This window comes from Streptosporangium sp. G12 (assembly GCF_052983175.1).
Genome location: NZ_JBRIQO010000003.1, coordinates 284,359 through 304,639, shown reverse-complemented (window position 1 = coordinate 304,639; position 20,281 = coordinate 284,359). Strand labels below are relative to the sequence as shown.

20 protein-coding genes are annotated in these 20,281 nt (G+C 70.9%); 6 read left to right on the top strand and 14 right to left on the bottom strand.

Translation table 11 applies throughout. The features are described from left to right. Positions 1-67 precede the first annotated feature (67 nt). Positions 68-1,501 (bottom strand): glutamate--cysteine ligase, encoded by a 1,434-nt coding sequence (locus tag ACVCAG_RS06450; protein ID WP_440082453.1) that lies wholly within the window; start codon positions 1,499-1,501, stop codon positions 68-70. 228 nt (positions 1,502-1,729) lie between these two features. On the opposite strand from ACVCAG_RS06450, the gene ACVCAG_RS06445 reads away from it, so the two are divergent. Beyond that, positions 1,730-2,767 carry an alcohol dehydrogenase catalytic domain-containing protein gene (locus ACVCAG_RS06445; protein WP_447189578.1) on the top strand — a complete coding sequence of 346 codons (1,038 nt, stop codon included), beginning with the start codon at positions 1,730-1,732 and terminating at the stop codon, positions 2,765-2,767. 32 nt (positions 2,768-2,799) lie between these two features. Here ACVCAG_RS06445 and ACVCAG_RS06440 read toward each other — a convergent pair whose 3' ends face one another. Continuing rightward, a complete protein-coding gene (locus ACVCAG_RS06440) occupies positions 2,800-3,873 on the bottom strand; it encodes a methyltransferase domain-containing protein (RefSeq protein ID WP_440082451.1) in 1,074 nt (357 codons plus the stop codon). Between the two features lie 239 nt (positions 3,874-4,112). Here ACVCAG_RS06440 and ACVCAG_RS06435 point away from each other — a divergent pair, with 239 nt between their 5' ends. Beyond that, positions 4,113-6,029 (top strand): S9 family peptidase, encoded by a 1,917-nt coding sequence (locus tag ACVCAG_RS06435; protein ID WP_447189577.1) that lies wholly within the window; start codon positions 4,113-4,115, stop codon positions 6,027-6,029. 80 nt (positions 6,030-6,109) lie between these two features. Here ACVCAG_RS06435 and ACVCAG_RS06430 read toward each other — a convergent pair whose 3' ends face one another. From ACVCAG_RS06430 to ACVCAG_RS06420, 3 genes are all read right to left on the bottom strand, one after another. After that, on the bottom strand, positions 6,110-7,048 hold the full coding sequence (locus ACVCAG_RS06430; protein WP_440082449.1) for an MBL fold metallo-hydrolase: 939 nt from the start codon (positions 7,046-7,048) through the stop codon (positions 6,110-6,112). A 231-nt stretch (positions 7,049-7,279) separates the two neighbouring features. Continuing rightward, positions 7,280-7,726 (bottom strand): MerR family transcriptional regulator, encoded by a 447-nt coding sequence (locus tag ACVCAG_RS06425; RefSeq protein ID WP_440082448.1) that lies wholly within the window; start codon positions 7,724-7,726, stop codon positions 7,280-7,282. Beyond that, positions 7,723-8,085, bottom strand: a complete 363-nt coding sequence (locus tag ACVCAG_RS06420; RefSeq protein WP_447189576.1) for a hypothetical protein — start codon at positions 8,083-8,085, stop codon at positions 7,723-7,725. Before ACVCAG_RS06420 ends, ACVCAG_RS06425 begins: the two co-directional genes overlap by 4 nt. A 1,237-nt stretch (positions 8,086-9,322) precedes the next feature. Between ACVCAG_RS06420 and ACVCAG_RS06415 the strand changes: the two genes are divergently transcribed. Both ACVCAG_RS06415 and ACVCAG_RS06410 read left to right on the top strand, forming a co-directional pair. Continuing rightward, positions 9,323-10,102 (top strand): aminotransferase class IV family protein, encoded by a 780-nt coding sequence (locus tag ACVCAG_RS06415; protein ID WP_440082446.1) that lies wholly within the window; start codon positions 9,323-9,325, stop codon positions 10,100-10,102. Positions 10,103-10,253: 151 nt separating this feature from the next. Continuing rightward, positions 10,254-11,228 (top strand): aldo/keto reductase, encoded by a 975-nt coding sequence (locus ACVCAG_RS06410; RefSeq protein WP_447189575.1) that lies wholly within the window; start codon positions 10,254-10,256, stop codon positions 11,226-11,228. A gap of 122 nt (positions 11,229-11,350) precedes the next feature. Here the strand turns inward: ACVCAG_RS06410 and ACVCAG_RS06405 are convergent, their stop codons facing one another. The 9 genes from ACVCAG_RS06405 to ACVCAG_RS06365 form a co-directional block, all read right to left on the bottom strand. Further along, entirely contained in the window at positions 11,351-11,623 is a 273-nt protein-coding gene (locus ACVCAG_RS06405; protein ID WP_440082444.1) for a DUF6510 family protein, read from the bottom strand. After that, positions 11,620-12,378 carry a ferredoxin reductase gene (locus tag ACVCAG_RS06400; protein ID WP_440082443.1) on the bottom strand — a complete coding sequence of 253 codons (759 nt, stop codon included), beginning with the start codon at positions 12,376-12,378 and terminating at the stop codon, positions 11,620-11,622. The genes ACVCAG_RS06405 and ACVCAG_RS06400 overlap by 4 nt, the downstream gene beginning before the upstream one ends. Then, complete coding sequence (locus tag ACVCAG_RS06395; protein WP_440082567.1) at positions 12,348-12,947, bottom strand: sulfite oxidase-like oxidoreductase; 600 nt, start codon at positions 12,945-12,947, stop codon at positions 12,348-12,350. Before ACVCAG_RS06395 ends, ACVCAG_RS06400 begins: the two co-directional genes overlap by 31 nt. Before the next feature lie 319 nt (positions 12,948-13,266). Next, positions 13,267-14,013, bottom strand: coding sequence for a copper homeostasis protein CutC (locus ACVCAG_RS06390; protein ID WP_440082442.1), 747 nt, complete (start codon positions 14,011-14,013; stop codon positions 13,267-13,269). After that, positions 14,010-14,960, bottom strand: coding sequence for an asparaginase (locus ACVCAG_RS06385; protein ID WP_440082441.1), 951 nt, complete (start codon positions 14,958-14,960; stop codon positions 14,010-14,012). The genes ACVCAG_RS06390 and ACVCAG_RS06385 overlap by 4 nt, the downstream gene beginning before the upstream one ends. After that, positions 14,953-15,780: an ABC transporter permease subunit gene (locus tag ACVCAG_RS06380; protein WP_440082440.1), complete on the bottom strand. Its 828-nt coding sequence runs from the start codon at positions 15,778-15,780 to the stop codon at positions 14,953-14,955. Before ACVCAG_RS06380 ends, ACVCAG_RS06385 begins: the two co-directional genes overlap by 8 nt. Before the next feature lie 58 nt (positions 15,781-15,838). Further along, entirely contained in the window at positions 15,839-16,483 is a 645-nt protein-coding gene (locus tag ACVCAG_RS06375) for an amino acid ABC transporter permease (RefSeq protein WP_362684240.1), read from the bottom strand. Beyond that, positions 16,483-17,400, bottom strand: a complete 918-nt coding sequence (locus ACVCAG_RS06370) for a glutamate ABC transporter substrate-binding protein (RefSeq protein WP_362684243.1) — start codon at positions 17,398-17,400, stop codon at positions 16,483-16,485. The genes ACVCAG_RS06375 and ACVCAG_RS06370 overlap by 1 nt, the downstream gene beginning before the upstream one ends. A gap of 30 nt (positions 17,401-17,430) precedes the next feature. Then, positions 17,431-18,159 (bottom strand): ATP-binding cassette domain-containing protein, encoded by a 729-nt coding sequence (locus ACVCAG_RS06365; protein WP_440082438.1) that lies wholly within the window; start codon positions 18,157-18,159, stop codon positions 17,431-17,433. A 105-nt stretch (positions 18,160-18,264) separates the two neighbouring features. Between ACVCAG_RS06365 and ACVCAG_RS06360 the strand changes: the two genes are divergently transcribed. Continuing rightward, positions 18,265-19,407, top strand: coding sequence for an ROK family protein (locus tag ACVCAG_RS06360; RefSeq protein WP_440082437.1), 1,143 nt, complete (start codon positions 18,265-18,267; stop codon positions 19,405-19,407). Between the two features lie 230 nt (positions 19,408-19,637). Continuing rightward, positions 19,638-20,198 carry a DUF4142 domain-containing protein gene (locus tag ACVCAG_RS06355; RefSeq protein ID WP_447189574.1) on the top strand — a complete coding sequence of 187 codons (561 nt, stop codon included), beginning with the start codon at positions 19,638-19,640 and terminating at the stop codon, positions 20,196-20,198. Positions 20,199-20,281: the final 83 nt, after the last annotated feature.

Genomic DNA, 20,281 nt, shown 5'->3' with positions numbered 1-20,281 from the left:
CCCGCCAGGATCGGCGGATCAAGATACGGAGTTCATGAGTATGCCGGTACTTAAATCCCTTTTGTAGTTAGAAAGGCCAGGTGTGGACGGGCTCCCCGGCCAGCGACAGCTCCCGGTACCGGCTCACCACGCGCGCCGCCGCGGCCTGGTCGCCGCCCTCGCGGGCCAGCGCCTCCCGCTGCCAGATGGCGCCGGTACGGCGGCGGACGACGCGTTCGCGCACGATGTCCAGCGCCCACCGGGTCTCGTCCGGGTCCACGCCCATCCTGTCGAGCCCGGCCTCGGCGACCGGGAGCAGATCCAGGGCGAGCCGCTCGGCCGGTATCTCCTCGCTCAGGCCCGGCCAGCTCATCGGCGCGTTCAGACCGTGGATCGCGGCGCGGTAGAAGTTGCGGTAGGCCCCGGCGAAGGGGAACTCCTCCACCGGCCGGACGGCCAGGGCGGCGGTCAGCCCGAGCAGGAACGCGCTGTTGGCCGCCATGTCCGGCGCGCTCGGCCCCGCGGGCAGGGCGCGCATCTCCACCCGCAGGTGGCCTCCGTCACCGGGGTCGTAGACCGGCCGGTTCCACTGCCACACGGTGCCCTGGTGCAGCCGGAGCTCGGCCAGCGCGGGGACGCCGCCCGGCGCCTCCTCCACCGCCGAGGTCATCGGCAGCACCGGCTCGTAGTCGCGGACGCACGTCTCGAACATCTCCTCGATGCTCCGCACCCAGCCGGAACCGAACCCCACCCGGCGGTCCCTGCGGTCGAGCCGCTCCACGTCCCGGTCGTCGGCGGCCTCCTCGAACAGCGCGATCCTCGTCTCCTCCCACAGCCGCCTGCCCAGGAAACCGGGAGAGTTCCCGCTGACCGCGAGGACCGGGCCGATGGCCAGCTGGGCGGCGTTGTAGACGCGGGCGAAGTCGGTGGGGGTCGTGCGGAGATGGACCTGCCAGGAGGTGTTGGCGCTCTCCAGGATCACCCCCTCGACCTCCAGTTCCAGCAGCTCGACGCCCTCGACGCGCACCCGGAACGGCTCCGTGCGCAGCCGCCGCATGCCCCTGGCCAGCGCCCGGTAGCGGCCCTCGCCGCTCAGCGCCTCGTGGGTGAAGTCGAACTCGCTCAGCGACGGCAGGATCCCGATCGCCACGGCCTGCCCGCCCTGGGTGGCGGCCGCCGCGTCCACCACGGCCATGATCTCCCGCATCTCGCGCACCAGGGCGCTGAACGGCCGCCCGGCGATCGGCAGCGGGGTCAGGTTGGCCTCCAGGTTGAACCTGCCCAGCTCCAGCGTGAGCCGGCCGTCGTCCGCGGCGGCCTGCACCTCGTGGTTACGGGGAAGCGGCCGCCCCTCGGGGGTTATGAGGAACATCTCCAGCTCGGCTCCGATGGTCGCGGGACCGGCGCCGAAGCCAGGCCTCGCGAGCACCTCGCGGAGGGTGTCGAGCTGCTCCGCCAGTTTCGCCCTGAAACGGAGGAACTCCGCCTCGGAGTAGCGGTCCTTGTCGACTTTCTGCCCCATCACACCGTCCGATCCGTTGACCCTTGTGCCCTCCCTCTCTCCCAGGGTGCCCGTTCTAATCAGAACCTGCCGCCACCGGCGGCGCGCACGGGGTTGCCGGAGGTCGTACGGCCTCCGAGGCGGCCCGGGGCCGCCCGTCCGGACCGGCGCGTCGGCAGAATAGGCTCACCGGCCAGACGGGCCTGCCGGCGGAAGGCGCCGGGGGCCGGAGCGAGGGAGTGTGCGCGGATGCGAGCGGTGGTCTTCGACGCCTTCGGGGCCGAGGCGGAGGTCCGGGAGGTGCCCGCCCCCGAGCCTCCTCCCGGCGGAGCGGTGATCCGCGTGGAGGCCACCGGGCTGTGCCGGAGCGACTGGCACGGCTGGCAGGGCCACGACCCCGACATCCGGGTCCTCCCCCACGTGCCGGGGCACGAGCTCGCCGGGGTCGTCGAGGCGGTGGGTTCCGGCGTCGCCTCGTGGCGGCCCGGCGACCGCGTGACCGTCCCGTTCGTCTGCGCCTGCGGGTCCTGCGCGGCCTGCCTGTCCGGCGATCAGCAGGTCTGCGAGCGCCAGACCCAGCCGGGGTTCACCCACTGGGGTTCCTTCGCCGAGTACGTGGCCGTCCACCACGCGGACGTGAACCTGGTACGCCTCCCCGAGGAGATGGCCTTCGCCACCGCCGCCGGCCTGGGCTGCCGCTTCGCCACCTCGTACCGCGCCGTGACCGCCGTGGGCCGGGTGCGGCCGGACGAGTGGGTGGCCGTGCACGGCTGCGGCGGCGTGGGACTGTCCGCCGTCATGATCGCCGCCGCGGCCGGGGCCCGGGTGATCGCCGTGGACGTCTCGGCGGGCGCCCTGGAGCTGGCCAGGCGGTTCGGCGCCGTCGCCTGCGTCGGCGCCGAACCGCCCGAGGCCGACGTCGCCGCGCGTGTCAGGGAGCTGACCTCGGGCGGCGCCCACGTCTCCATCGACGCCCTCGGCGGTCCCGGGACGTGCGTGGCGTCGATCGAGAGCCTGCGCCGCCGGGGACGCCACGTCCAGATCGGCCTGCTGCCCGGGCTCACCCCGCTCCCGATGGGCCGGGTGATCGGCTACGAGCTCGAGCTCCTCGGCAGCCACGGCATGGCCGCCCACGCCTACCCGGCGATGCTGGAGGCCGTCGCCGACGGCACCCTGAGCCCGGACGCCCTGGTCACCCGCTCCATCGGCCTGGACGAGGCGGGAGCCGCGCTCGCCTCGATCGGCTCCGTCCCCGGGGTCACGATGATCCTGCCGTCCCGGCGCTGACGGGTCCGCCGGGCCCTCGGTTCTGCGGGGGGTCAGGTCAGGCGGCGGACCTGGAGGCCGGCGCCCCACCTGCCGACGGCCTCGTCGTCGGCGAAGGCCAGGGCCCTGAGCATGTTCCCCCCGTCGCTGATCTCGACGTTGCGGCGCAGGCGCCGGCTCAGCGGCTCCGGCAGCTTGGTGGTGCTCGCCTCGATGGTGTCGCCGTAGAACGGGGCGAAGGCCACCCCGGCGAATCCTGTGCGGCGCAGCAGGGCCGGTACGGTCTCGGCCGAGTAGAACATCAGGTGGTTCTTCGTGAAGCCGTTCCAGCCGCTGCCGTACGCCTTGAGCTGCAGGGAGGCGGCGTTCACGGTGAGGACGAGCAGCACCCCGCCGGGGGCGAGCAGGGCGCGGAAGCGCCTGAAGTCGTCGAGCGGGCGAGGCAGGTGGGCCAGGACCGACCAGAGGGTGATGACGTCGAAGCCCCCCGCGGCGACCTCCGGGACGTCCTCGGGGGCCCCGAGGTGGGCCCTCGCGCCGGTGAGGCGCTCGTTGGCTGCGGCCACGGAGTCGGGTGAGAGGTCGATCCCGACCGCGTCGAAGCCGCGCTGCTCGGCGAGCTGCAGGAAGAGGCCGGTGCCGCAGCCGAAGTCGAGCAGCCTGCGCCCCTGCCCCGAGGAGAAGACGGGGCCGAAGGCGTCCATGGTCAGCCGGTAGCGCCGTTGCCGGTTGGCCGCGTACTTCCCGGTCAGGAAGCCGCTGTAGCCGGTGGCGTACAGGTCGCCCAGCCGGTCGGGCCGGATGTTGGGGTTGCGGTAGAGGAAGCCGCACGCCGGGCAGCGCACCACCCGGTAACTCCACCCCCGCCCGTCGCCGGCCGGCTGGAACATCGGCTGCTGGCGTGTCTCCCCGCACAGGTGGCAGGTGACGAACTCCTCGATCTCCCCCAGGGATATCCGTTCCCGGTAGTCCTGGAACCTCATGACGGGGGCCCGGCGAATTCTCAGGCGCCACTGGATCTCGCGGGCGAGCCTTTCCCCGGGGCGGACATAAACCCTCTGCCCCCAGGGGACCTGGTCGTAGCGGGAGCCGTACACGACCCGCGAGAACGTTCGTTTGACGGACACCACGGCCATCCCTTCACCAGGACCTTCCCGAAACGGAGGGTTCTTATCAAAAGTGACACGCCCCCATCAATGACTCAACCGTTGTTCCGTATCAGCACCTTCAGATATTCGAAGGGTCCGGACAAATAATTCCCTTCTCGAAAAGGACATAAAGCAATACGTATGCCATTCCTACCAGAGACGACATAGCGCTTTAAATGTCCTTATCAATGATTAAATGGGTGATAACGTGGTTGACCATGCGCCCAGAAGACCTCGCCCTGCTCAACGTCCCCGGCAGTGTCACGCTCCACGGCGACCTCCTCCTCGTCGACGTGGCCCGGCCCGACCCGGAGGCCGACGCCTACCGGGGAAGCCTGTGGCGGGTGCCGCCGGACGGTCCGCCCGTCCGGTTCACCTTCGGTGAGCGCGACAGCGCGCCGCGCATCTCCCCCGACGGCGCCTGGGTGGCCTTCCTGCGCGCCGGCGGCGACGGCGACGGCGCCCCGCAGCTGCACGTGATGCCCACCGGCGGCGGCGAGGCGAGACCGGTCACCGATCTGCCGCTGGGCGCGGGCGTCCCGGCCTGGGCGCCGGACTCGCGCCGGATCGCGTTCGTCGCCCGGGTCGCCGAGCCCGGCCGGTACGGCACCGAGGAGGGGGTGAGCGCCGCGGCCGAGGCGCCCCGCCGGATCACCGGACTGCGTCACCGGACCGAGGGGGTCGGCTTCACCTTCGACCGGCCGCAGAGCCTGTTCGTGGTCAACGCCCTCGCCGACGTCCCGCGGCCGGTACGGCTGACCGAGGGGCCCTACGACGTGGAGTCCCCCGCCTGGACGCGGGACGGCGAGCACGTGCTGGTCTCGGCCCCCCGCGACCTCGACGGCGAGAGCCTGCACACGGACGTGTACGCGGTCCCCTCCGGCGGGGGTGCCCCGATCCTCGCGGTGCGCAGCGACGGCTCCGCCGAGCATCCCGTCGCCCTGCCGGGAGGGGAGGTGCTCTATCTCGGTACGGAGTTCTCCGGCATCGACGCGGTCGCCCGCAACGCGGGCCTCTACCGCGCGCCGCTGCGGATCGGCGGTTCCGGCGAGGGCGGCGAGGCGGCGGCCGGGACCCGGCTGACCGAGGAGGAGTCGGTGGACTGCGAGCCGCTGCCCCCCGTACCCCGGCAGGACGGCGTCCTGGTCGCGGTGCGGGTGCGCGGCGCGGTCGAGCTGCGCCTGGTCCCCGCCGGCGCCGTCGGCACGCCGCTGGAGAAGCTCGTCCTCGTCCTGGGTGAGCGGGCGCGCGTCAAGGCGTTCACCACCTGCGGAGAGCGGATCGTCGCGGTGCTGTCCACGCCCGCGAGCCCCGGCGAGGTGGTCACCCCCGACGGGGCGCTGACCGACTTCTCGGGCCCTCTTCCCGGGATCAGGCCGCTGCGCGAGATCACCGCCGTCTCCGCCGACGGCTACCCGGTTCACGGCTGGCTGGCCCTGCCCGAGGGCGACGGGCCGCACCCGGTCCTGCTGAACGTGCACGGCGGCCCGTTCCACCATCACGGGTGGGCGTTCCTGGACGAGACCCAGATATACGCGGGCGCCGGGTACGCGGTGGTCCTGCCCAACCCGCGCGGCTCCTGCGGGTACGGCCAGGCGCACGGCCGGTCGGTGGTCGGCGCGCTGGGCGGCGTGGACGCCGACGACGTGCTCGCCCTGCTGGACGCGGCGCTGGCCGATCCCGCGTGCGACGCCGAGCGGGTGGGCGTGATGGGCGGCTCCTACGGCGGCTTCATGACGAGCTGGCTGGCCGCCCGCCACGGGGAGCGGTTCAGGGCCGCCTGGAGCGAGCGCGCGGTCAACGCCTGGGACTCCTTCACCGGCTCCTCCGACATCGGCTGGTACTTCGCCGAGGCCTACTGCGGCCCCGACCCGGAGGCCCAGCGGGCGATGAGCCCGCTCTACCAGGCCGGCCGGATCACCCTGCCGTTCGCGGTGGTCCACTCCGAGGACGACCTCCGCTGCCCGGTCGAGCAGGCGCAGCGGATGTTCGTCGCGCTGCGCCGCAACGGCGTCCCCGCCGAGCTCCTGCTCTTCCCCGCCGGGGGACACGAGCTCACGCGCGGCGGCCGTCCGAGGCACCGCCTGCAGCGCTTCGAAGCCGTCCTGGAGTGGTGGTCGCGCCACCTGTCCTGACGTCGGCGCACGAGAGCCGGTGAGCCCGGGGCCCCGGGACCCGTGGGGCCGGGTCCCGGCGCCGACCGGGACGAACAGGATCAGGCCAGGCAGGTCAGGGGCTTGCCACCGTTGTATTCGATCATCTCCAGCATCGCGGTGAACAGGTCGATCGGCTCACCCGGGGCCAGCCCGTCCAGCTCGGCGTAGGCCCGGTGCAGGTTGCCGACGATGCGCTCGGGGTCGAGCAGTCCCGCGTACTCCCCGAGGTCGGTCTCGCGCGCGGTCTCCAGCGGGGACAGCCCGGCCTGCCTGCCGCGTTCGGCGGTGGCGAGCACGAACCGCAGATAGCCCTGCACGTGGTCGATGATCTCCGGGCCGCACACCCCGCCGTGTCCCGGGACGATCGTCTCCGCGCCCAGCGCCCTGAGCTCGTCGAGCGCCGCGATGGACCCGGTCACCGAACCCATCATCACGAACGGCGTGCCGCCGTTGAACACCAGGTCACCGGAGAACAGCAGCGACCGCTCGGGGATCCACACGATCGAGTCGTTGGTCGTGTGGGCCGGGACGCCGATGTGCCGTACCTCGCAGCGCAGCTCGTCGGAGTGGACGGTCACCCCGTCGGTGTAGGTGAGGAACGGCGGACGGGCCTCCAGGTTGCCCCAGTCGACCTCGGTCCAGGCCAGCTTCAGGTAGTCGGGGATCCCCTCGGCGAGGATCATCTCCCTGGTCCGCTCGTGCCCGACGATCGTCGCCTCGGGGAAGGCGGAGTTGCCGAAGGTGTGGTCACCGTGGTGGTGGGTGTTGACCAGCGTCGTGACCGGCCGGTCGGTGACCGACCTGATGGCCTCGCGGTAGGCGAGCGTGCGGCGTTCGGTGGAGCAGGAGTCCACACTGATCACTCCGCGGCTGCCGACGAGGAAGCCCGTGTTGTTGATCCACCAGCTTCCGTCGGGCTGCAGGTAGGTGTAGATCCCGTCGGAGACCTCCTGGACGCGCGCCGGAGGCAGGGGATGGTCGTGTCGCGATGAACTCATACCTGGGATTGTCGGGCCTGTACCCACCACTAGTCATACCGAATGGGGTCTTTTGGGGTCTAAAGCCCGATTCCATCGGTAAAAATGCACGCTCGCCGCCCGGCCATCACGATCTTCGTACGGGCGGGGCGAGACAGGGCCCGGACGGTCACACGTCGCCGGGACCGAAGGGCGGGAAGTACGGCTCGTCGAGGCGGATGACCCGGAAACCGACGTTCTCCGCGGCCCGGCTCAGCCGGATCCGACGTCCCCGCCCCCCGCCGCCGGGCCGGAGAAGGGCAGGGGACAGCACGGGCTGGTCGCGCAGGCCACCAGGTCGTCACACCCGGCCTCCATCGCCCGGACCAGCGACTCGCGGATCGACAGGAGATCGGCGATCTTCCGTTCCACCTCGGCCAGCTTGTCCCCCGCCCGCGCCCGCAGGCCGGTGTGCGCCGCGCCGTGACGGCGCCCGGCCACCTCGACGAGTTCCGACACCTCGTCCAGAGTGAACCCCAGGCGCTGCGCCACCTTGATCACCCGAAGCGCGGTCACCGTCTCCGGCGGATAGAGCCGGTGGCCGCCGTTGCTGCGCGGGGGCTCCTCCAGCAACCCGCGCCGGTGGTAGTAACGCAGCGTCTGCGCGCCGACCCCCGCCGCCTCCGCCACCTCCCCGGTGCGGAGCCACCCCCCGTTCACGAGGACACCCCCGACGCCGCCGCGAGCGCCCGGGCCGACAGGCCGTCGAGCACCCCGCTGTGAACCGCGGGAACCTCCACGTCCAGCACCAGGTAGTCCCGGTCGCGGGTGAACGTGAAGGTGAAGAAGGAACAGCACGCCGTCTCCCGCGCCGCGAGGTCCCGGACGCTCTCCTCCAGCCGGTCCACCCGGTCCGTACGGTCGTGCGCCCGGGGGCCACCGCGCAGAGTGAGCCGCAGGCGAGTCGGGCTCACCCGCTCCAGCCCGTCCAGCGCCGAGGCGAACAACGCGTCGAACTCCGCCACCCGCAGGGGCCGCTCCCCGGTGGGAAGCACGCATTCAGCCGGTATCCACTCCATGAACCCTCCCGGGGCGAGGCGCCCGGCTCCGACGCGAGCGGCCCCACACCCCGACGGTAAGCCTGTACCGGGGTACCGGATGCAACCTGCGGATCACCGGCCCTCTCCGCGGCAGGGGGTCCAAAGGCGCAGTCACCCAGGTCCAGGAGGACGCGATGATGTACACCCATGCAGTACGTGACACCCACAAGCGTGTCGATCACGAGAATCCGCCATGCCCGACTCGCCGACGGTCTTCCCCGAAAGGATCTCGAAAGGTCCACAGGCATCACATGTCTGATCTTGATTGGCGGCGGCCGACGAGAGCATGATGCACACGCGTTTAACAAAAGGGCATCTCGGCGCCAAGCGGGAATCGTTCGGTTTCCCAAAAATCAACAAAGGCAAACCAGGAAAACTCAGCTTGCTTCATATCGATTACCCATGGAATAGACAATAGGTGTAAATGATATTTATTCATGACAATTCATACGATACCGTCGTTGTGTCGGCTTGAGTTGCCAAGTGATCAGCAGCGGCGACTCCCGACCTGAGAGGAGTGCCTATGCACGGTAAGCGACGCGTGGCCCTGCTTGGCCCCGCGCTTGTCGCCGGCCTGGTTCTCGGGGTGTCGGAAACCTCCCCGGCGTCGGCCGCTTCGAGTTCCGGGAAAACAGCGGCGGTCGTGATATCACCCGAAGTCACCGCCATCGACAGCGCCACCAAATGCAAGAGGTACAGAGGCCGAATCTGCTGCAAGAGGTACGGTCGCTGGACTTGCAAGAGGACGAGCAGAGAATGGCCGCGCGTAAAGACTCCTAGGTCAGAAGGCCGGGGTTCCTGGGAGCACTCAAGGGGATACGAAAGCTCGGACAGGGGTCACGGCCGTTCGCGGTAAGGGCCTCCAAGGGAAAGAGCACACGTAGAAAGCCGTTCGGGAGCGGCTCTGTTCGCTCTTTCCGTTGGCGAGCGGAGCCGCCGTCCCGACCCTCTCGGGTCAGACCTCCACGACACGAGGGGAGGACCAGCCACCCGTATGATCCCGACAGGACGCGTGGGGCGGTCATCGAGGAGGTCCTCCGGGCCCATGGCGCCATCGGTGTCGTCGGCGAGGTACGCCTGCCGGCAGGAGACACGCAGATCGAACGACACGCTGCGAGAATCGGTCATGAGCGGCAAGCCTACGATCATGAACTGACATTTCCTGGCACCGGACTCGCCGATGTCCCGCGATTGCCGCCGGTGTAAGAATCAAAACATGGCGGAACTCAACGGGACACCGGTGACCTCGGAAGCCTTGCAGTCGCTGGCCCTCCTCAACTACGGCCACTTCACGTCCATGCGTGTTCAGGATCAGCGAACAAAGGGACTTTCCCACCATCTGGATCGTCTCGCGAACGACTGCCGGCTCCTGTTCGACGTGAGCCTGGACAGGGAACGGGTTCGCGAATTCGTCCGGCACGCCGTCAGGGGGGAACGAGGGGCGTTCGTGGTCCGGGTGACCGTTTTCGACCCAGCTCTCGATCTTGGGCACCCCGTGTCCTCCGCGGAACCGAGCGTGCTGGTCACCACCCGGCCGGCCATGCCGCTGCCTCCCTCCCCGATTCGGGTGAGAACGGTCGGCCATCGGCGTGACCTGCCGGGGGTGAAGCACGTCGGACTACTGGGATCGCTGTGGCACCGGCGGCAGGTTCAGATGCGGGGATACGACGACGCGCTTTTCGTCGACGACGCCTCCTTCGTATCCGAAGGGGCGACGTGGAACATCGGATTCTTCGACGGGGAGCGAGTCGTCTGGCCGGACGCGGAAATGCTGCCGGGGATAACGATGAGACTGCTGGACCAGGTTCACGATGACACGACGACCGCACCGGTGAACATCCGCGACGTCCCCGTCATGCGGGCCGCGTTCGCCACGAACACGACGATAGGCGTGCGAGCGATCAGCGCCGTCGACGGAATGAACCTGGCCGACGACCATCCTGTTTTCGAGACACTCCGGAAAGAGTACGAGGAGATCCCGCCGGAACGGCTGTAGGGAGGCGAGAACGATCCCGGCCGTTCAGGTCGGCGGACTTTCACCTACAGCCGTACCGATCCCCGCCGGGACCGGCGGAGACCGGGACGAACCGGTTGAAGACAGCGGCCGTAGGGTGGAGTCCAGGGCATTGAAGATCCGGAGGTTTGACATGGAGTACGTGCGCCTGGGGTCCACCGGGATGAAGGTGTCGAGGGTCTGCCTTGGCATGATGAGCTACGGCGATCCCGCCAAATGGGGCGAGTGGGTGCTGGACGAGGCCGCCGCCGAGCCGATCGTGCGCCGGGCCGCCGACGCGGGGGTGACGTTCTTCGACACCGCCGACGTCTACTCCTTCGGCACCAGCGAGGAGGTCACCGGCCGCCTGCTCGCCAGGATCTTCCCCAGCAGGGACGACTACGTGCTGGCCACCAAGGTGTTCATGCCGATGGGCAAGGGCGTCAACGACGGCGGCCTGTCGCGCAAGCACATCCACTCCGCGATCGACGCCTCGCTGCGCCGCCTGGGCACCGACCACGTGGACCTCTACCAGATCCACCGCTGGGACCCCGACACGCCGATCGAGGAGACCATGGAGGCCCTGCACGACGTGGTCCGCGCGGGCAAGGCCCGCTACATCGGCGCCTCCAGCATGTACGCCTGGCAGTTCGCCAAGGCCCAGCACACCGCGGAGAAGCACGGCTGGACAAAGTTCGTGTCGATGCAGAATCATTACAATCTTCTTTACCGAGAAGAAGAGCGGGAGATGAACCCGCTCTGCCTCGACCAGGGCGTCGGGCTGATCCCGTGGAGCCCGCTGGCCCGGGGCCTGCTGGCCCGCGCCGGATCCGAGGAGAAGACCACCCGGGCGGGCAGCGACCCCCGCATCGAGTCCCTCTACGACGACGCAGACAACGACCGCCTGATCCTCGGCCGGGTCGCCCAGGTGGCCAGGGAGCGCGAGGTCGCTCCCGCGCGGGTGGCGCTGGCGTGGCTGCTCCACCAGCCGGGCCTGTCGGCCCCGATCGTGGGCGCGACCAAGGACGTGCACGTGGACGACGCGGTCGCCGCGGTGGGCCTCTCCCTCACCGAGAAGGAGCTCGCCTTCCTCGCCGAGCCGTACCGCCCCCGGGTCGTCAAGCACTGACGTCTCCGGCCGGGCGGGGAAGGGCCCGTACCCCGGCGCTGAGGAATCCCGGCGCCCCACGATCCCGTCGCCTGACGGTTTCGGGACCCAACGGTCCCGGAACCGGGAAAGGCGGCCGGGTGTCAGGAGTCGGCGGGCAGTTCGAACTGGACGCAGGTCATGCCGCGCATGTCCAGCCATGCCCGTCCCTGCGCCCGTACGAGCCGGAAGACGACCTCCTCGCACCCGGGGCAGCGGGCCACCAGGCCCGGGGCGTGGGTGTAGAGGAGCGCCTCGGCCAGCGCGAGGGTCCGCGCGCAGCCGGAGCACCGGCCGGTGGCGGCGGTCAGGTCGACGGCGAACACGTCGCGCAGGGCTCCGCCCGCCGCGTTCCCGTCGAGGTGGTCCTGGCTCATCGTTGTCCTCCACTGGGGCCGAAGCGTTCCGTGCGGATCAGACGGGGGTCGTGCCCGGCGGAGACGAGCAGGGCCGCGGCGGTCTCGACGAAGCCGGTGGGCCCGCACACGAAGACGGCCGGTTCCCGCTCGGCGGGCCAGACGGCCTCGGAGAGCAGGGCGGCGTCGACCCGCGCGGGCGGGCGCTCCCAGCCGTCGGGCACCTCGCGCGTGTAGGCGTAGGTGACGTCCAGGCCGGAGCCGTCGGCGCTCTGGCGGTCCAGCTCGGCGCGGTAGAGGGCGGAGCGCGGCCCGCGCGCCGAGTACAGGAGCCGGAACGGCGTGCCGACCCCGGCCGAGGCGCGGGCGCGGATCATCGCCATGAGGGGGACGACCCCCGAGCCGCCCGCGACCAGCTGCACCGGCTCGGGCGTCTCGGGCCGCCAGACGAACCAGCCGCCGATCGGGCCGCGTACCTCCAGCGGGTCTCCCGGCGAGAGGACCCGCGCGAGGTACGGGGAGACCTCGCCGTCGGGCAGCAGCTCGACGGTGAGCTCCACGCGGTCCCCGTCGGCCGCCGAGGCGATGGAGTACGAGCGCTGCGTGGAGTAGCCGTCGGGGGCGGTGAGCCGTACGTCGACGTGCTGGCCGGCGAGGTGGCCGGGCCAGCCGGGGACGTCCAGGGTGATCGTGCGGGCTCCGGGGGTCTCGTCGCGCACGGCGGTGACCGTGGCGACCCTCCAGATCAGTCGCCCCAGTACCGTTGCTCGCGCCATGGGTCCCCATAGTTGTGGTAGCCGACGCCCTCCCAGAATCCCGGCTGGTCCTCGTCGAGGAGCCGGAGGCCGCGCACCCACTTGGCGCTCTTCCAGAGGTAGAGGTGCGGCACGAGCAGCCGGGCGGGCCCGCCGTGCTCGGGGGTGATGGGCTCGCCCTCGTAGCGGACGGCGATCCAGGCCCGGCCGTCGAGGAGGTCCTCCAGCGGGAGGTTGGTGGTGTAACCGCCGTAGGAGGTCGCCAGGGCGTACTCGGCGGACGTCTCCACGCCGTCGAGGAGGGTGTCCAGCGACACGCCCTCCCAGGTGGTGCCGAGCTTGGACCACTTGGTGACGCAGTGCAGGTCGACGGTGAACCGCTCCACGGGCAGGGCGTTGAGCTCCGCCCAGTTCCAGCGGACGACCTCGCCGGTCTCGGTGGTGACGCCGAGACTCCAGTCGTCGGTGGACACCAGGGGCGTGGGCCCGGCCGAGAGGACGGGGAAGTCCTCGGTGAGGTACTGCCCCGGCGGCAGGTCCGGGTTGCCGGTGCGGCGGCGGCCGAAGAATCCGGGCGAGACGATGCCGATGACGCCCACCTCCACTGTCCGGCAGATCACTACAGCCGCGACACGCCCCTCGAATCGATCACGAGCCGACGAGTCACGAGAACTAGATGAATCTCATCACATCCGGTCGCGTCTCACGTCACCAGGGCGGGGTCCGGCGGGTTTCCGCGCGCCGGTCCGGACCCCCGCGGGGCCGTGAAGGCCCGTGAGTTCGTCGAAGGCTCGCGCGGGACCCCTGACGGCCCGTGGCTCCCCCCTGTACGCCCGTTCGCGCGCGGCGGACGTGGCCCCTGCGCACGTACGCGGACACGGCGGGCACGGCGACCGGCTCCCCGGGGGTTCAGGTGCCCGAGGCGGCGATCACCTCGGAGACCAGGCGCGGGGAGGTGATCAGGCGGCTGTACTCGGGCTGGCGCAGCTCGCCACCCATGAACGGGTGGGGGTTGCGGTGCACGGCGGGGCTGGGCGCGTCGACCAGGGCCGCGAAGTGGATCTCGGAGGCTCCGGTCGCCTCGACCACGCGGTGCACGTTGCGGGGCGTGATGCCGCCGCCGGGCATGACGATCAGGTCGTCGCCCGCCCGCTCGACCAGGGAGGCGATCAGCGGTGCGCCCTCCAGCGCGGTGACGTCCTGGCCGGAGGTGAGAACCCGGTCGACGCCCAGGGAGGCGAGGGTGTCCAGGGCGGCGAACGGGTCGGCGGTCATGTCGAAGGCCCGGTGGAAGGTGACCGACAGGTCCCCGGCCGCGCCGATGAGGCGCTTGGCCACCTCGACGTCCACCTCGCCCGACGGCGTCAGCACCCCGATCACCACGCCCTGCGCGCCCGCGTCCCTGATCGTGGCCACGTCGCGCTCCATGGCCGCGACCTCGTACTCGTCGTAGATGAAGTCGCCGCCCCGGGGGCGGACGATCACGTGGACCCGGATCGCCGAGACCGCCGCGAGGGTCGCCTCGACGGTGCCGAGGGTCGGGGTCAGGCCTCCCTCGAAGAGGGCCGAGCACAGCTCGACGCGGTGCGCCCCGGCCTGCTCGGCCGCGAGCGCGCCCGCGGTGCTGTCAATGCAGATCTCATAGCTAAGACTCATTTTTCCTCCAAAGCATGGATTTCACCGACTGGTCGGCCTCCGCCCAGCACCGGAACGCTCGCGAAGTCCGCCGCTCCCGCGACGTCCCCGCCGGCCGCCCTGAGCGCGGCCAGCGCGATCGCGCTCGTGGCCCGCGGGCTCCCGTCGATGACCTTGACGGCCGCCGCGTGCCCGGTGGCGAGCGCGACGACGAGGACCCCCTCGGCCCCGCCCTTGGCCACCGCCCCCGGCAGCGCCCGCATCAGCGAGGTGTTCACGTGCCCGGTCCCGCCGACGTACTCGGGGTGCTCGCGCATCGCGTCGGCGACCGCGCGCGGCGGGGTTCCCGGCTCGGCGACGACCAGGGCCCGTACGGCCCGCGCCAGCCCGGTCAGCGACAGCCCGAACAGCGGGGCGCCGCACCCGTCGACGGCGACGTGGGCCGCCCTCTCCCCCGACAGTTCCTCGGTCACGGCACGCACCCGCCGCTGCAGGGGGTGGTCGGCGTCCAGGTAGGAGGCGGTCTCCCAGCCCGAGGCGGCGGACGCGGCGAGCATCGCGGCGTGCTTGCCCGAGCAGTTCATCCGCTCGCGCGAGGCTTTCAGGCCCGCCCGGATCAGCGTGTGCCGGGTGGCCTCGTCCTCCGGCCAGTCCTCGGGGCAGCCGAGGGCCTCGAAGCCGAGCCCGGCCCCGGCGAGGATGTCGGCGACCAGCCGCACGTGGAAGTCCTCGCCGGTGTGGCTGCCGGCGGCGATCGCCAGGCCGGGGCCGCGCAGGTCCGCCCCGGACAGCAGGCAGGCCAGCGCCTGGAACGGCTTGGCCGAGGAGCGCGGCAGCACCGGCGCGTCGACCGCTCCCCTGGCGACGGCCACGGCGCCGTCGGGCGCCAGGGCGACGGCGCTGCCGAAGTGCACGCTCTCCACGAATCCGGAGCGCACCACCTCCGCGAGCGGGACGAGTTCAGGCACGGGCGGGTCTCCTTCTGAGCCGTCGGGCCCCCGGGGTGTCGCGGGCGTCGAGGGTACGGGCGAGTTTGGACAGCGACGCGTTGACCACCAGGTAGATCAGCGCGACGACGATGTAGGTCTGGATGAGCAGGCCGTTGAAGGTCGCCAGGACCTTGCCGCTGTAGAGCAGTTCGGCGTAGCTGACCACGAAGCCCAGCGAGGTGTCCTTCAGCAGGCCGACCGACTGGCTCACGATCGAGGGCAGCACCCGCCGGGCCGCCTGCGGCAGCACGATCAGGCGCATGGTCTGGCCCTGGGTGAGCCCGACCGCGAGACCGGCCTCGCCCTGGCCGCGCTCCACGGACAGGATTCCGGCGCGGAAGATCTCCGCGAACGCCGCGGCGTTCGAGATCGCCAGCGGCACCACGAGCTTCCAGAACAGCGGCAGGTCGAGCCCGTAGCGGGGCAGCGCGAACAGCACGACGTAGACCAGCAGCAGCGCCGGGATGGTCCGCACGACCTCCACGTACGCGGCGGCGGGCACGCGGACCCACCTGCGCCGCGACAGCCGCCCGAGGGCGAGGGCGACCCCGGCCGCCATCGCGAGCGCGGCCGAGACGACGGCGGCGAGCGCGGTGGCCCACAGCCCGTTCAGCAGGTAGCGCCACATCGGCCAGGTCGCGTACGGCGACCAGCGGTCGGCGTCGAGCTGGCCGTTGGCGGCGAACTGGCGGAGCGCCAGCGCCAGCAGGGCGAGCACCGCGACCGCCCCCACCGCGGTCGCGATCCTTATCCTGCGGCGGGCGCGCGGCCCCGGCTGGTCGAAGAGGAGATTGCTCATCGGAGCACCGCCGTTCCGCCCGGAGCCGGGACACCTCTGTCGCCGGGAGGCAGATCGCTCACCGGACCACCACCAGCCGTCGTTCGAGCCGCCCGGTGACGAACCCGGCGCAGGCGGCGATCAGCGCGTAGGCCAGGCCCGCCCCGACGAAGATCGGGATGGGCTGCGCCTCCGCGAGGTTCACCCGGTTGGCCGCGGCGGTCAGGTCGACGACGCCGACCGCGGCGGCGAGCGAGGTGTTCATCGTCAGCGCGATGAAGATGTTGCCGACCGGCTGGATCACCGTGCGCAGCGCCTGCGGCAGGACCACGTGGCGCAGCGACTGGCCGAAGGTCAGCCCGAGCGCGCGGGCCGCCTCGCCCTGCCCGGCGGAGACCGCGTTGACGCCGGAGCGCAGGGCCTCGGCGATGTAGGCGGCCTCGTAGAGCGCGATGACGATCATGGCCGTCACCAGCAGGTCGGCCTTGAGTCCGATCTCGGGCAGGCCGAAGACGGCGAGCACCAGCAGCACCAGCAGCGGCAGGTTCTGGAAGGTCTCCACGTAGGCCGTGCCGATCCCGCGCAGGACGCCGACCGGGCTGACCCGCATGGCGGTGATCACCAGCCCCACGACCGCGGCGCCGGCGAAGGACGCCGCGGTCAGCTGGAGGGTCACGACCAGTCCCTGCCAGAACTCGGGCAGGTGGTCCAGGAGGGCGGACATCAGGACCCCGGCACCGATCCGATCTGCGGCGGGGCGGGAGCCTCACCCTGCACGACCGTGCCGAGGGAGTTCTTCCAGGTCTTCTGCCAGAGGCCGTCGGCCTGGATCTTCTTCAGCCAGTCGTTGACGAACTTCTTGAACTGGTCGTCACCGTGCTTGAGGCCGATGCCGTACGGGTCCTCGGTGAACGGGCTGCCGACGACCTGGACCGAGGGGTCCTTCTGCGCGTTGGCCACCAGGAGCGTCTCGTCCTGGACGTAGGCGTCGCCGCGTTCCTGCTTGAGGGCCTGCATGCACTCGGGGTCGCTGCCGAACGTCACGATCTTGGCCTGCGGGGCGAGCTTCTTGATCGCCGAGACGGCCGGGGTGTTGGCGCCGGCGATGACGGTCTTGCCGTTCAGGTCCTCGGGCTTGGCGATGCCCGTGGTGCCCTTCCTGACGGCGAGGCTCAGCCCGGAGGAGTAGTACGGCCCGGCGAAGGCGACCTGCTCGGCCCGCTCCGGGGTGATCGTGTAGGTCTGGAAGACGACGTCCACGGTGCCGTTGGAGAGCAGCGCCTCGCGGGTCTCCGAGGCCGAGTTGACGATCTTCACCTTGGGCTCGCCGATGATGTACTTGGCGAGCGCCTTGCCCATGTCCGCGTCGAACCCCTCGACCTCGCCGGTCGTCGGGTTCTGCTGCGACAGCAGCGGCGCGTCGAGCGACCCGCCGACGATCAGCTCGCCGCGCTGCTTGATCTTCTCCATCGTGGAGCCGGGCAGGATGTCCGCGGCGGCGGCGACCGGCGCCGAGGCGATCAGGTCGTTCCCCTTGGCCTCACCCGGTACGGCCGGGCTTCCCGAATCGGTACCGGCACAGGCCGAGAGGCCGAGCATGGACACAGCGGCGACAGCGGCCAGCCGCTTCATGGACACCATCGGGCCCACCATCCTTTTCGATCGATCTGATCAATGAGTGAGAACTTTGGCCAGGAAGTCCCTGGCCCTGTCTGTCTTGGGAGCCTCGAAGAAGGCGCCGGGCTCGCCCGTCTCGACGATCTGGCCCGCGTCCATGAAGACCACGCGGTCGGCGGCCCTGCGGGCGAAGCCCATCTCGTGGGTGACGACGACCATGGTCATGCCGTCGGCGGCGAGCCGGACCATCACGTCCAGCACCTCGCCGACCATCTCCGGGTCGAGCGCCGAGGTGGGCTCGTCGAAGAGCATCACCTTGGGCCGCATGGCCAGCGCGCGGGCGATGGCGGCCCGCTGCTGCTGCCCGCCGGACAGCTGAGCGGGCAGTTTTCCCGCCTGCTCGGCGATGCCGACGCGCTCCAGCAGCTTCCGCGCCGCCGCCTCGGCCTCGGCGCGGCTGTCGCCGCGGACCTTCATCGGCGCGAGCACGATGTTCTCCAGCACGGTCTTGTGCTGGAAAAGGTTGAACGACTGGAACACCATGCCGACGTCGGCCCGGAGCCGGGCCAGCTCGCGGCCCTCGACCGGGGCGGGCACGCCGTCGACGAGGATGTCCCCCGACCCGGCGGTCTCCAGCCGGTTGAGGCAGCGGCACAGCGTGGACTTGCCCGACCCCGAGGGGCCGACCACCACGACGACCTCGCCCCGCGCCACATCAAGGTCGATGTCGCGCAACACGTGGTGGTCGCCGAACCACTTGTTCAACCCTTTGACCTGAATCATTGCCATCTTCCTTCGAAATCGAAGATAAAGCGGAAGGTAACGGATGATTCTCACGCAAGTCAACACGTTGCCGTAGTAAGTACAGACGTGGTATTCCTCTAGTTCATGTCAGGCAAAGAGCGGCTGCTGGTGCGGGGAGCACAGGGTGACCTTCTGCGTCTCGTCGCCACCGGTCACGCCGAGTCGCGCGCCCAGCTGGCCCGCGTCTCCGGCCTGGCGGCGTCGAGCGTCTCCCTCCGCGTCGAGGAGCTGATCGACACCGGGCTCCTCGTCGAGGAGGGCTCGGGGACCTCCAGCGGCGGGCGGCGGCCCCGGCGGCTGCGGGTCAGCCCGACCGCCGGACTGCTCGCGGTGGCCGACCTCGGGGCGCACCACGCCCGCCTCGGCCTGCTCGACCTCAGCGGCGTCCCCCTCGTCGTCGAGGAGCGCGCCTGCGACATAGCGCTCGGCCCCGAGGCGACCCTCGACTGGATGGCCGCCGCGTTCGACGAGCTGCTGCTCTCCCACGGCCCGGCAGGCGTCCCGCTGCGCGGCGTCGGCACCGGCGTACCCGGCCCCGTCGACCCGGGCAGCGGCCGGGTGGTGTCCCCCTCGCGCATGCCCGGCTGGAACAACTTCCCCGTCGCCGAGCACCTCGGCGCGCACTACGACCTGCCCGTGCTCGTCGAGAACGACGCCAACCTCCTGGCCGTCGGCGAGGCCCGCTCGTGGCCGGGGTTCGACAACCTCATGGTGCTCAAGGCCGGCAGCGGCATAGGGTGCGGCGTGATCGTCGACGGCCGCCTGCACCGGGGCAGGGGCGCGGCCGGCGACATCAGCCACGTCCGGGTCAGGACCGACTCCTCCACCATGTGCTCGTGCGGCCACCCCGACTGCCTGGAGGCCTACGCGAGCGGCGCCGCGCTCATGGACGCCCTGTCCGGGCTCGGCATCGCGACGCGGCGCCCCGCCGACGTCGTCGCCCTGGTCGAGGACGGCGTGCCCGAGGCCACCGCCCTGGTCAGGAACGCGGGCCGCCTCATCGGCGAGGTGCTCACCGTCCTGGTCAACTTCCTCAACCCCGACGCCATCGTCGTCGGCGGCAGTCTCTCCACCGCCGAGCCGCTGATCTCCTCCATCCGCGCCGCCGTCTACGAGCGCTGCCTGCCCCTGGCCACCCGTGACCTGGAGATCGCCGTCACCCGGGGCGGCCCCGACGCCGCTCTCCTCGGCGCGGGCTCCCTCCTGCTGGACGCCGTCCTCAGCTGAGGGGCCACGGGCGGTACGCCCTGCTCAGGCGAGGGACCGCAGGCGGTACGCCCTCTTGCGAGGGAACACCGGCGGTACGGAGGAGGCGCGGCGGACCCCTTTACCCAACGGGGTTAAATGTGTCCTTTTAGCAGGTTTTACCACTAATAACGCCATATAGACCTATATGTGCGTAGATGAAAGGGAGGAAGGTACCAGCTCTGCCCGTGGATTGATCGACGGAGGATCCGATGGTTCGAATGATGATCATCCTGCTCGCCATCGTCATGGCCGCGATGGCCGGCACGGCCGGTGCCGCCGTCTCCCCCACCCCCCGGCCTGTCAGCCCGCAGGACTGGGAGTTCCTCATCAAGGCGCACCAGGGCAGCCTGGCCGAGATCGAGGCGGGCCTGGCCGTCAGGCGGAAGGCCGGCGAACAGGACGAGAAGGTCGGCCGGGCCGTTCGCGAACTGGGAGAGCAGCTCATCGTCGACCACATGAGACTCGACAGGCTCATCCAGCAGGTGGCCGGGGAGGTGGGCGTCAAGCTCCCCGACGAGCCCAGTGCGGCGCAGCGCAAGCAGCTCGAAGAGGTGATGGCGCTGGACGGAGCGGAGTTCGACAGGGCCTGGATCGACATGGAGATCGCCAGCCACCGCCACGGGGTCATCCTCGTGAGGCAGCAGGTGGAGAACAGCTCCGACCCCAGGATGAGGAAACTCGCCTTCGCCGTCGAGCAGGTCGTGCGGACCCACCTGAACATGTTCCTCCATGTCCAGGTGTCCCCCGCCCCCAGCCCCTCGGAGAGCTGAGGCGAGCCGAGACCCGTCCGCGGCCCGCCCTGGTCCGAGGACGGGCGGGACCTGAGGAGCCTGTTCGAGGCGGGGCCTGTGCT

Excerpts from the sequence above, each read along its gene's own strand:
- ACVCAG_RS06360 (WP_440082437.1), top strand. The coding sequence starts at position 18,265 with ATGTCAGGCAAAGAGCGGCTGCTGGTGCGGGGAGCACAGGGTGACCTT.
- ACVCAG_RS06375 (WP_362684240.1), bottom strand. The coding sequence starts at position 16,483 with ATGTCCGCCCTCCTGGACCACCTGCCCGAGTTCTGGCAGGGACTGGTC.
- ACVCAG_RS06355 (WP_447189574.1), top strand. The coding sequence starts at position 19,638 with ATGGTTCGAATGATGATCATCCTGCTCGCCATCGTCATGGCCGCGATG.
- ACVCAG_RS06400 (WP_440082443.1), bottom strand. The coding sequence starts at position 12,378 with ATGGCGCGAGCAACGGTACTGGGGCGACTGATCTGGAGGGTCGCCACG.
- ACVCAG_RS06430 (WP_440082449.1), bottom strand. The coding sequence starts at position 7,048 with ATGAGTTCATCGCGACACGACCATCCCCTGCCTCCGGCGCGCGTCCAG.
- ACVCAG_RS06405 (WP_440082444.1), bottom strand. The coding sequence starts at position 11,623 with ATGAGCCAGGACCACCTCGACGGGAACGCGGCGGGCGGAGCCCTGCGC.
- ACVCAG_RS06435 (WP_447189577.1), top strand. The coding sequence starts at position 4,113 with ATGCGCCCAGAAGACCTCGCCCTGCTCAACGTCCCCGGCAGTGTCACG.
- ACVCAG_RS06445 (WP_447189578.1), top strand. The coding sequence starts at position 1,730 with ATGCGAGCGGTGGTCTTCGACGCCTTCGGGGCCGAGGCGGAGGTCCGG.
- ACVCAG_RS06420 (WP_447189576.1), bottom strand. The coding sequence starts at position 8,085 with ATGGAGTGGATACCGGCTGAATGCGTGCTTCCCACCGGGGAGCGGCCC.
- ACVCAG_RS06370 (WP_362684243.1), bottom strand. The coding sequence starts at position 17,400 with ATGGTGTCCATGAAGCGGCTGGCCGCTGTCGCCGCTGTGTCCATGCTC.
- ACVCAG_RS06365 (WP_440082438.1), bottom strand. The coding sequence starts at position 18,159 with ATGATTCAGGTCAAAGGGTTGAACAAGTGGTTCGGCGACCACCACGTG.
- ACVCAG_RS06450 (WP_440082453.1), bottom strand. The coding sequence starts at position 1,501 with ATGGGGCAGAAAGTCGACAAGGACCGCTACTCCGAGGCGGAGTTCCTC.
- ACVCAG_RS06380 (WP_440082440.1), bottom strand. The coding sequence starts at position 15,780 with ATGAGCAATCTCCTCTTCGACCAGCCGGGGCCGCGCGCCCGCCGCAGG.
- ACVCAG_RS06415 (WP_440082446.1), top strand. The coding sequence starts at position 9,323 with ATGGCGGAACTCAACGGGACACCGGTGACCTCGGAAGCCTTGCAGTCG.
- ACVCAG_RS06390 (WP_440082442.1), bottom strand. The coding sequence starts at position 14,013 with ATGAGTCTTAGCTATGAGATCTGCATTGACAGCACCGCGGGCGCGCTC.
- ACVCAG_RS06410 (WP_447189575.1), top strand. The coding sequence starts at position 10,254 with ATGGAGTACGTGCGCCTGGGGTCCACCGGGATGAAGGTGTCGAGGGTC.